This window comes from Aggregatilinea sp. (assembly GCF_036822615.1).
Taxonomy (GTDB): domain Bacteria; phylum Chloroflexota; class Anaerolineae; order Aggregatilineales; family Aggregatilineaceae; genus Aggregatilinea.
In genome coordinates this window covers 1-8,307 of the sequence record NZ_DAISHJ010000171.1, presented here as the reverse complement: position 1 = coordinate 8,307, position 8,307 = coordinate 1, and the positions used below count along the sequence as shown (strand labels likewise).

Annotated in this window: 10 protein-coding genes; 4 read left to right on the top strand and 6 right to left on the bottom strand. The window is 64.8% G+C overall.

Annotation, left to right across the window (positions count from 1 at the left end):
* Nucleotides 1–329: 329 nt before the first annotated feature.
* Together V7116_RS24510 and V7116_RS24505 are read right to left on the bottom strand one after the other, a co-directional pair.
* Entirely contained in the window at nt 330–2,093 is a 1,764-nt protein-coding gene (locus V7116_RS24510) for a hypothetical protein (RefSeq protein ID WP_324394628.1), read from the bottom strand.
* A gap of 239 nt (nt 2,094–2,332) precedes the next feature.
* Nucleotides 2,333–2,701: a VOC family protein gene (locus V7116_RS24505; RefSeq protein WP_324394627.1), complete on the bottom strand. Its 369-nt coding sequence runs from the start codon at nt 2,699–2,701 to the stop codon at nt 2,333–2,335.
* 266 nt (nt 2,702–2,967) lie between these two features.
* Between V7116_RS24505 and V7116_RS24500 the strand changes: the two genes are divergently transcribed.
* Both V7116_RS24500 and V7116_RS24495 read left to right on the top strand, forming a co-directional pair.
* Nucleotides 2,968–3,375, top strand: a complete 408-nt coding sequence (locus V7116_RS24500) for a MerR family transcriptional regulator (protein ID WP_324394626.1) — start codon at nt 2,968–2,970, stop codon at nt 3,373–3,375.
* The gene (locus V7116_RS24495) at nt 3,372–3,698 is read left to right on the top strand and encodes an antibiotic biosynthesis monooxygenase family protein (RefSeq protein WP_324394625.1); all 327 of its coding nucleotides are present in this window, start codon (nt 3,372–3,374) and stop codon (nt 3,696–3,698) included. Before V7116_RS24500 ends, V7116_RS24495 begins: the two co-directional genes overlap by 4 nt.
* Nucleotides 3,699–3,805: 107 nt before the next feature.
* Here the strand turns inward: V7116_RS24495 and V7116_RS24490 are convergent, their stop codons facing one another.
* The 4 genes from V7116_RS24490 to V7116_RS24475 all read right to left on the bottom strand — a co-directional run bounded on the left by V7116_RS24490 (nt 3,806) and on the right by V7116_RS24475 (nt 6,565).
* The gene (locus tag V7116_RS24490) at nt 3,806–4,057 is read right to left on the bottom strand and encodes a hypothetical protein (RefSeq protein ID WP_324394624.1); all 252 of its coding nucleotides are present in this window, start codon (nt 4,055–4,057) and stop codon (nt 3,806–3,808) included.
* 100 nt (nt 4,058–4,157) lie between these two features.
* The gene (locus V7116_RS24485; protein ID WP_324394623.1) at nt 4,158–5,183 is read right to left on the bottom strand and encodes an inorganic phosphate transporter; all 1,026 of its coding nucleotides are present in this window, start codon (nt 5,181–5,183) and stop codon (nt 4,158–4,160) included.
* A gap of 176 nt (nt 5,184–5,359) precedes the next feature.
* Nucleotides 5,360–6,016: a dienelactone hydrolase family protein gene (locus tag V7116_RS24480; RefSeq protein WP_324394622.1), complete on the bottom strand. Its 657-nt coding sequence runs from the start codon at nt 6,014–6,016 to the stop codon at nt 5,360–5,362.
* A 45-nt stretch (nt 6,017–6,061) separates the two neighbouring features.
* On the bottom strand, nt 6,062–6,565 hold the full coding sequence (locus V7116_RS24475; protein ID WP_324394621.1) for a hypothetical protein: 504 nt from the start codon (nt 6,563–6,565) through the stop codon (nt 6,062–6,064).
* A 160-nt stretch (nt 6,566–6,725) separates the two neighbouring features.
* Between V7116_RS24475 and V7116_RS24470 the strand changes: the two genes are divergently transcribed.
* Entirely contained in the window at nt 6,726–7,550 is an 825-nt protein-coding gene (locus V7116_RS24470; RefSeq protein WP_324394620.1) for a methyltransferase domain-containing protein, read from the top strand.
* A gap of 163 nt (nt 7,551–7,713) precedes the next feature.
* A complete protein-coding gene (locus V7116_RS24465) occupies nt 7,714–8,211 on the top strand; it encodes a hypothetical protein (protein ID WP_324394619.1) in 498 nt (165 codons plus the stop codon).
* Nucleotides 8,212–8,307: the final 96 nt, after the last annotated feature.

Below are 8,307 nucleotides of genomic sequence, written 5' to 3'. Positions count from 1 at the left end.
ATCCAGGTTGGAGAGGGGAGACAAGCTGCGCCCAACGGGGTTTGTAGGGGGGCAACCTATACGCATTAAGTTAAGCCCATCACGGGGAAAATGGCCTGCTGTGCTTTTCGTAGGGGCGATGCTTGCATCGCCCGTTAAGAGAAAAAACGGGTAGAGCAAGCTCTACCCCTACAGTTATCACCGCTGGCGCTTTGGTTTCACGTCAGGGGAAACGGTCCTGTTTGCTCCGTTAGCTTGATGCCCATCGGTTTGCAACCCGCCCTGGGTTTGTCCGGATTTGAAAGTTCAAGAGCATCAAACCCGCCCGAACAGCGGCGCGCTGCGCCGCCTCAACGCATGCCGGGCAGCGGCGGGACGTTCACACGGTACGCGGTGGCGTGGATGTAGCCCACGATGAACAGCGTCAGTCCGCCCCACAGCCCGACGAGCGCGATGCCGCCCGCAATCGACCACGCCACCAGCCCGTCGTGCATCAGGTCCACGTCGGCGGGATCGGCGTCCCCTGCCGTGAAGTGCTCCTCGAACAGCGTGATGGCGGGATAGGCTTCGCGCAGCGCGGCCTGATAGCGATCCTGGCTGGCGGTCACCGTCGCGGCGATGGCGAGTCCGGCGGCGAGCAGAAACGACAGCACGAACAGCACCAGCCCAATGATGCTCCAGCGCCGCCCGCCGCGCGACCGCTGCTGGCGGACGTGGGCCGCGCCCGGCCCGTCCTCGTATACGTAACCGTCCGCTTCGAGCGTGACGAAGACGCGGTCGCGCCGGAAGCCGCTGACCAGCAGGATCAGCGTGTACCAGAAGACGCCGACGATGCTCACCAGGGCGACCAGCCACCCGCTGACGCCCAACTGTTTGCCGCGCGACAGCACGATCTCGTTGGGCGTGTGGCTCACCACGCGATAGCGATCGCGCTGGTAAAGCTGGACGCGCTGCTGCATGAACTGCATGGCCGGGGAAGGGGCATAACCCGGCATATACGGCGCGTACGGCGCGGGCGCATAGGGCGCGGGCGGCGCGATGAACGTGGGCGCGACCGTGTCGGGAATGGGCGGCGGCGTGAACGGCGCGGGCGGAATGGTCGTCGTCGGCGCGGGCGCAGGTTTGGGCTTCACGGACAGCGCCGGACTGGTCACGTCCAATGGGGATGGCTTCGCGGGCCAGCCGGTCGTATCGAATTCTTCGGTCGGCTGGAGCAGATCGCCCGTCAGGCGCGGCATGGTGTCCGCCATGTCGGGCGGGCGCTCGTCCAGCCGGGGATGCGTGTCGCTCGCTTCGGCCAGCTCGGCCAGCCACGGATGCGTCTTCGGGCCGTGATCCTCGTCGGCATCCTGCTTGTCTGCCGCTGGCGGCGCGGAGGGAACTTCGGGCATCGTCTCCTGGTCGTCGGGCCGAGCCGCGATGTCCGGCGCCGTTTCGATGCTCTCCGACCAATTCCCAGTGGCGAACTCGCCCGTTTCGTCCTGCTCCGGGCCGCCTTCCGGGCTGCTCGTATCGGGCGCGGGCGGCGCATCCGGTGGCGCGGCGTCCGCCGCCGTCTCGATCGGGTTCAGGCGCGTGGTCGGCAGGCCGGCGCGATCGTCCTCCGGCGTGAGCGGACTGCTGGCGCCGATGAAGATGTCGCCGTGCTCGTCGATGTCGAGGACCGGCGTGACCGCGGACCCGGCGTCGGGCTGCGCCTCATCTTCGGGCGTGGCCTCAGCATCCGGCGCGGCGACGTTTTCCGGTTCCGGCTCGTCAACGGGGCCGGCGTCGGCGTCTTCTTCTTCCGGTGCGGCGTCATCTTCCGGCGCGGAAATCGCTCGCGGGGCGGTGTCGTCCGGCGCGGCGTCGTCCCGGGGAGCCAGTGCGCTCAGGTCGGGAATTTCGATCGGCTGGAACACGTCCCCGGCGGGGCCCATCTCGTCCGCCTGCGCGGGGATTACGTCCGGCTCGGGGTGTCTGTCTTCCGGCAGAGTCGGCGGCAGCGGTCCGGTGGCCGGAGCCGCCGAGACCGGGGTCTGGTCTTCGTCCAGTGAGTGACCGCAGCGTGGGCAGAAATTGCCTTCCGTCATCACGTGCGCGCCACAATGCGGGCATTCTCGAACGTCAGTCAACACGTCCGTCCTTTTCACAGTAAGCAGCGTATTCCCAATTGTAGACCAAACCTCCGCGCTTGCCCGACCGTCACCCCACGCGAAACAGCCGCTTGCTGCGCGCCGGGCCGCTGTTTAAAACGCAACAGCCCACGGGAGCGGGTGGGCTGTCGTCGGGGGAACCTGTACTGCTGCAAGCCGCTCGCGCGGGGCCGGGGGAGTTGAGGGGGACAGCCCGGCGGGCGGCGCGTGCTGCCGCGTTAGAGTCCGGCGGTCGGATCGTCCTGCATGACGCCAAACAGGTTGCCGTCCAGATCTTCAAAATAGGCCAGATAGCCGACGCCCGGCACGACGTCTTTGGGCATGACAACCGTGCCGCCGTGCTGCTTCACCTTTTCGACGTAGGTGTCCACGTCGTCCACGTCCAGCACGTAGGTCAGGCGGTTGTTGCTGGCCGCATCCATGAATGCGCCGTTGATGCCGGGCTGGTCGTCCGGCCCGGTCTGGACCAGCCAGTAGGGCATGGGGCCGTCCCACTTGGTCGTCTCCCAGCCGAAGACGGAATTGTAGAACTCGGCGGCCTTGTCGGGATTTTTCGACGGAATCTCAAAATGAATGATGCGGGGCATGGCACTACCTCCTGAGACAGCGGCAATGTGATTGTGGACAAGTTAGTGTCGCTGGTACTTAAGTTAGCACAAATGTTCTAAAAAGTCAAGATCCGCTGCGACATTTGGGTGCACCCTCTTGACTTAGAGCGCGCTCTAAGTTGTAAGCTGACGATCAGGAACAACGGGTGCTGCGGCTCCGCAGGGAGCGCTGTCCGCTGCCGTCCGCCGCTTGGCGGGGCCGCAAGGATGAGGTGTACACTGTGGGAGTGAGAGGAGAGCTTGCTATGGAAGAGACACTGTCGATTCAGGAAATGGCCGATCGCACCGGTTTGACCGCGCATACACTGCGTTACTACGAGCGCATCGGGCTGATCCAGCCGGTCGACCGCGCCTCCAGCGGCCACCGCCGCTATTCGGAGGAGGACGTTAGCTGGGTGGAGTTCCTCAAACGGCTGCGCTCGACGGGGATGCCCATCCGCGAGATGCAGTCCTATGCCGGGCTGCTGTGGCAGGGCGATCAGACGGTCGAGCGGCGGCGCAAGCTGCTGGAACGTCACCGCGCCCGCGTCATGCAGAAGATCCAGGAACTGACCGAGTATCTGACCGTGCTCGACTGGAAGATCAACCACTATAAAGAAGTCGAATGTATGGAATCGAACCTGGAAACGCCCGCAAAAGAGGCGGTCCAATGATCGCGCGCCTGTGGCACGGCAGAACGCGCGTCGAGCAGGCCGGTGTCTATCTGGACTTTCTGAAAGAACGCGCCATCCCGGACTACGAATCCGTGCCGGGCAATCGCGGTGTATACCTGCTGCATGAGATTCGGGACGACGCGGCGCACTTCATCACGCTGACGTTCTGGGACTCGCGCGAGGCGATCGCGGCCTTCGCGGGCGAGGATATCAGCCGCGCCAAGTATTACTCCGAGGACACGAATTTCCTGCTGGAATTCGAGCCGGCGGTGCAGCATTACGAGGTGTATCCTGAAGCGCTTCCCACAGGCGGCGCAGACTGACGGAGTACGCGATCTGCACCCTCCAAGGGTGTTTGGCCGAAGCTGCGCTGCCCATAAATGCGAACGCCCGGTGATGTCACCGGGCGTTTTTAGTGGATTGAGGCGGATCAGGCGCGCTGGTTGACCGGCGCTGTGTCCAGTTCAGAAGGTTCCGCGCGGCAGAACGCCAGCGACAGCACGGTCAGCAGCCCAAAAATAACAGTCGTGAACTTCACAAAGATGGCTGCCAGTCCGGCGATCACGCCGAAGCCTAACACGGCTAACACGGTGGTCGAGAGAAGGAAAAAGGCGGTCAGGCCCGTCATTGTTGGTCGCTCCACAGTCTCGTTGATGAAGGTGTTGTTGATGCTCTTAATCATATTCAACACCGCACCATGAAACACGATGCACCCGGCGCATTTCTGGGTAGGCCGGATGGCAGTTTGTGGCATAGCCAGTTGGGTAGCGGGTGGGAGCCGATCAGGAGAGGATCGCGCGCAGAATCAGGTCCAGGACCATGCCGACCACCGCCGACGCCGGGAAGGTGATCAGCCACGAGGACAGGATGCGCTCCACGACCGCCCAACGCACCATCTGCATTCGGTCCGCCGTGCCCGCACCGACGATGGTCGAGGAGACGACGTGCGAGGTGCTGACCGGGCCGCCCAACAGCGCCGCGCCCAGGATCACGGTGGCGGAAGCGGCCTGCGCGCTGAAACCGTGCACCGGGCGCAGCCGGAAGAACTTGCGTCCCACGGTGCGGATCGTGCGGCGGCCCCCGGCCAGCGTGCCCAGGCAGATCGAGGCAGCGCTGATCGCCACGACCCACAGCGGGATCGAAAACGACGGCATTTCGCCCGCCGCGACGAGGCCCAGCGCGATCATGCCCATGATTTTCTGCCCGTCGTTGCTGCCGTAGGTGAGCGCCAGCGCGACCGCGCTGAAGATCTGCCCGCGCCGGAAGGTGCGGTTGACGCGCGGCGTCGCGCCCTGCGCCAAAAAGATCACCGTGTGCAGCATAACGTTGCCCGCGATCATGCTCAGGATGGGGGACAGCAGCAGCGCCAGCACGATCTTGATCACGCCGCCGGACAGGATCGCGTCGGAGCCGTAGCCGATCCACGTCGCGCCGATCATGCCGCCCGCCAGCGCGTGCGACGTGCTGGACGGGATACCCAGCGCCAGCGAGACGCTGTTCCAGCCGGTCGCGGCCAGCAGCGCGGCGTAGACGACCGGCAGCGTGATCGCGCCCGGCGCGATCAGGTCGGCGCCGATGGTGCGCGCCACCGCGATGCCGAACAGGAACGGCCCGATCCCCTCGGCCACGGCGGCCATGATCAGCGCGCTGCGGTAGCCCAGGGCGCGGGTGGCGATCAGCGGCGCGACGATGCCCGCCGAGCTGTTCTTGCCGTTGGTGAAGCCGAACACCAGCGCGATGCCGACCAGCAGCACGGCATGAATCGAGGGCAGCGACGATGCTATGTCTATGCCAAGTGGGATGGGCATACGAGTCTCCGGTGGGAACCGGGCTGGCGGCTCAAAGGTAAATTTTATTTTACTTACATTAAATCCATTTTATCTTTTGCGAGTCGAAACGCTACTTTTGCCGATCGCGCGACGGGTGGGCGCAGACAGCCGGGAGCGATTGGCCCGGCTGTCCGGCTGCCAATGCTTCGCCCGGTTCAGGCGGTCGTGCGCTTCAGGAAGTCCAGCGTGCGCTCCCAGGCGAGATCCGCCGACGCCTTGTTGTAGGCGTCGGCGCGGTCCGGCTCGAAGAACCAGTGGCCCGTGCCTGCATAGCGATGGAGAGTCGCCGGGCGGCCCGCCTGCTCGAGCAGCGCTTCCAGTTGATCGACGTTCTCCGGCGGCTCGTAGGGATCGTTCGCGGCAAAGTGGCCGAGATAGTCCGCCTGGGAGCCGCTGAAGTCCTCGACGCCGGTTCCGTAGAAGACCACGACCGAGCGGATGTGCTCCGGGTCGGTGGTGGAGAGATCGAGCGCATAGTAAGCGCCCAGCGAGAAGCCGACCACGGCGAGCTTATACCCCGCTGCTGGCCCAACAAGCTCGCTCAGGTAGAGGGCGGACGCTTTCACTTCGGCGCGCGCCTCCACGTAGCGGCTGTCGAGGGCGCTGCTTAGTTCTTCGGCCTGGGGGATGGTGGTCGCAATTTTGCCGTGGTAGAGATCCGGAGCGAAGGCCAGGAATCCCGCTCCGGCCAGACGATCACAGAACGCCTTGATGGTGTCGTTGAGGCCCCACCAGGCATGCAGAACCAACACGCCCGGCCCTGTGCCGGAAGTGGGGCGGGCGAGATAGCCATCGGGTGGATTTTGCTGCATGGAAATTCCTCCTGTTCAGGCAGCGCGGAGCGTCACAAGTTGTTGTTACATGCTCGATGCGGGCCATTCCGGCACGACGCATTCGGGGCAGTCGTAGGCGATGATCCAGATGTGATCCTCGATCTCCTGGGCGGTCGCGGGGCCATCCAGCGCGCCGAGGCCGCCGTAGTATGGCCCACCGAAGCGATCGAGCAGCACGACGAACGGCGCATCCGGCGCGGGGCGCTCGCCGGGCGGGAACTGCGCGATGTAGTCCGCCCGCGCCGATCCGTCGGGGTCCGCGAGAACGGGGATCGGGCTGGACGGGATCGCGGAGGGGGCGATCACATACGGCACGGTCGCCGCGAGATCGAGCTGATCCGCACGCCCGGCGAGATCCGCCAGCACCGCCTGCGCCGCCTGTGAAGCCGGATCGGGCAGGAACAGCAGCGCCAGAATGCGCTTCTGGCGGTACTGGGTGCGGGTGATGGTTTCGCCGCCCGCCGTCGCCAGACGGAAATCGGGCGCGATGCAGTCGCGGCGGACATTTTCGAGTTCAATCCAGCGCATAGAGAAGCCTCCTTGTGTCACCCAGACTTTAGCAGTTCCATGATGGCGGCGCATTATCCCGGTACTGTTGACACTCCATCCCCGACTTCATTACGATCAGTTTACGAAGTTCATATTCTGGCCGCGCTTACCGGCGTTGGCTGGCGGGGAAAATCATACGATGCACATCACCACGAGCGCCGACGGGTTCGCCCCGGCAGCGAGCGGCCTGTCGCGCCGCGCTGCCGAAAAAGTCCGCACGCTGGCCCTGCGCAATCCCATCACGCAGCGCCGCACTGAGTCCCTCCGCCGCCGGGTCCTGACCCGCGAGTTTCTCGATTCGACCGAGTACAACCGGCTGATGATCCGCGACCTGGAACTGGGCGTGGACGGGCTGAACAGCGCCGAACGCATGACGCCGAACTACCGCTGGCGGCATTTCAAGCGCGCGGCAGCGCTTGGCGCGTGGCGGTGGTTGGGCGTGTACGAAAACAGCGAGTTCCTGATCCCGCTGGTGTTCGGGGAGGGGCAGGTGCTGGATTTCGGCGGGGCGCGTGGACCGATCAGCCTGGACGTGCCCGTGTGCGACCGGCTGGAGACGGATGCGTTTGGACGCCCGGTGGAATACCGGGATCTCAAGGCGGTCAAAAACCGCTCACTCGACACTATTTTTTCCAGCCACACGTTGGAACACATCCCCGCGCTGGACGGCACGCTGCAGCTGCTCAGCCGCAAGCTGAAGCCGGGCGGGGTGCTGGTGCTGAATCTGCCCGCGTATACGTGCATGCGCTGGCGCGCCGGAACGCACGCCTACGCGGACGAGCAGGGCGATTCCCCCCACGTGCACACGTTTTACCTCGCGCTCGATCCGGCGGTTCCGGCGGCGCTGCGCGCGGCGACCTCCGCCGTGGCGATCGACGTGGCCGTGCGCAAACACTTCACGGTGGAGGATGCGCGCATGGTGGGCGACAACTCGATCTGGATCGTGGCGCGGAAGGAGGGGTAGGGCGGGAAAAAACACCGCGACCTCACCCCCTGGCCCCCTCTCCAATCTGGGTTGGAGAGGGGGAAAAGGCAAGCGCCGCGGCAGGCACGATCGGTTTCAACTCGCGCGTGCGTGCCAGTGGGCTAGAATAGGAACGGACCCTTTCTATACCCAGGCGCGGACCATGACCGATTACCCGGCTTCTACCCCTGAATCGCTTTCGTTTTACCTGCGCAGTGCCCTCCCAATCGACGACTGCCAGCGCCGCCTCGGCGACGAACCGCTCTTGCGGCGTCACCTGCCGCCGACGTGGGCGTGGGGCGGCTATGAGATAGAGAGCGCCCGCGCGGACGATTCCACCTTTGTGCTGACGGCCCGCGACCGGCTCATGAGCCTGGATCGCGTAACGGTCGATCTGGCGCTGCAAGAGATGGGCACTCTGACGAGTGTCTACGGGCGGGTGAGGCTCACCGAGCGGAGCAAGTATCAGGCGCGCATGTATCTGTTGATTCTGGCGGGGCTGTGGGTGATGACGATCTTGCGCGGCGACGTTACCGCCAATGAGTTCCTCGCGCTGGTGATCTTGAGCGTGTTACTGCCCGGCTTTATGTATGTGTTCCCTACGTGGTGGACCCAGGTTCACGTGGTCCGCGCGCTGCGGGCGCTGCTCGATGCGTGGTAGGGGGACGCACCGCGACCTCACCCCCTGGCCCTCCACGTTGATCTGACCTTGCCCCGTTTCAACGGACAGATAAGGTGTCGTAGAAACGACGTTCAA

Excerpts from the sequence above, each read along its gene's own strand:
- V7116_RS24485 (WP_324394623.1), bottom strand. The coding sequence starts at position 5,183 with ATGCCCATCCCACTTGGCATAGACATAGCATCGTCGCTGCCCTCGATT.
- V7116_RS24475 (WP_324394621.1), bottom strand. The coding sequence starts at position 6,565 with ATGCGCTGGATTGAACTCGAAAATGTCCGCCGCGACTGCATCGCGCCC.
- V7116_RS24500 (WP_324394626.1), top strand. The coding sequence starts at position 2,968 with ATGGAAGAGACACTGTCGATTCAGGAAATGGCCGATCGCACCGGTTTG.
- V7116_RS24480 (WP_324394622.1), bottom strand. The coding sequence starts at position 6,016 with ATGCAGCAAAATCCACCCGATGGCTATCTCGCCCGCCCCACTTCCGGC.
- V7116_RS24495 (WP_324394625.1), top strand. The coding sequence starts at position 3,372 with ATGATCGCGCGCCTGTGGCACGGCAGAACGCGCGTCGAGCAGGCCGGT.
- V7116_RS24490 (WP_324394624.1), bottom strand. The coding sequence starts at position 4,057 with ATGATTAAGAGCATCAACAACACCTTCATCAACGAGACTGTGGAGCGA.
- V7116_RS24470 (WP_324394620.1), top strand. The coding sequence starts at position 6,726 with ATGCACATCACCACGAGCGCCGACGGGTTCGCCCCGGCAGCGAGCGGC.
- V7116_RS24505 (WP_324394627.1), bottom strand. The coding sequence starts at position 2,701 with ATGCCCCGCATCATTCATTTTGAGATTCCGTCGAAAAATCCCGACAAG.
- V7116_RS24465 (WP_324394619.1), top strand. The coding sequence starts at position 7,714 with ATGACCGATTACCCGGCTTCTACCCCTGAATCGCTTTCGTTTTACCTG.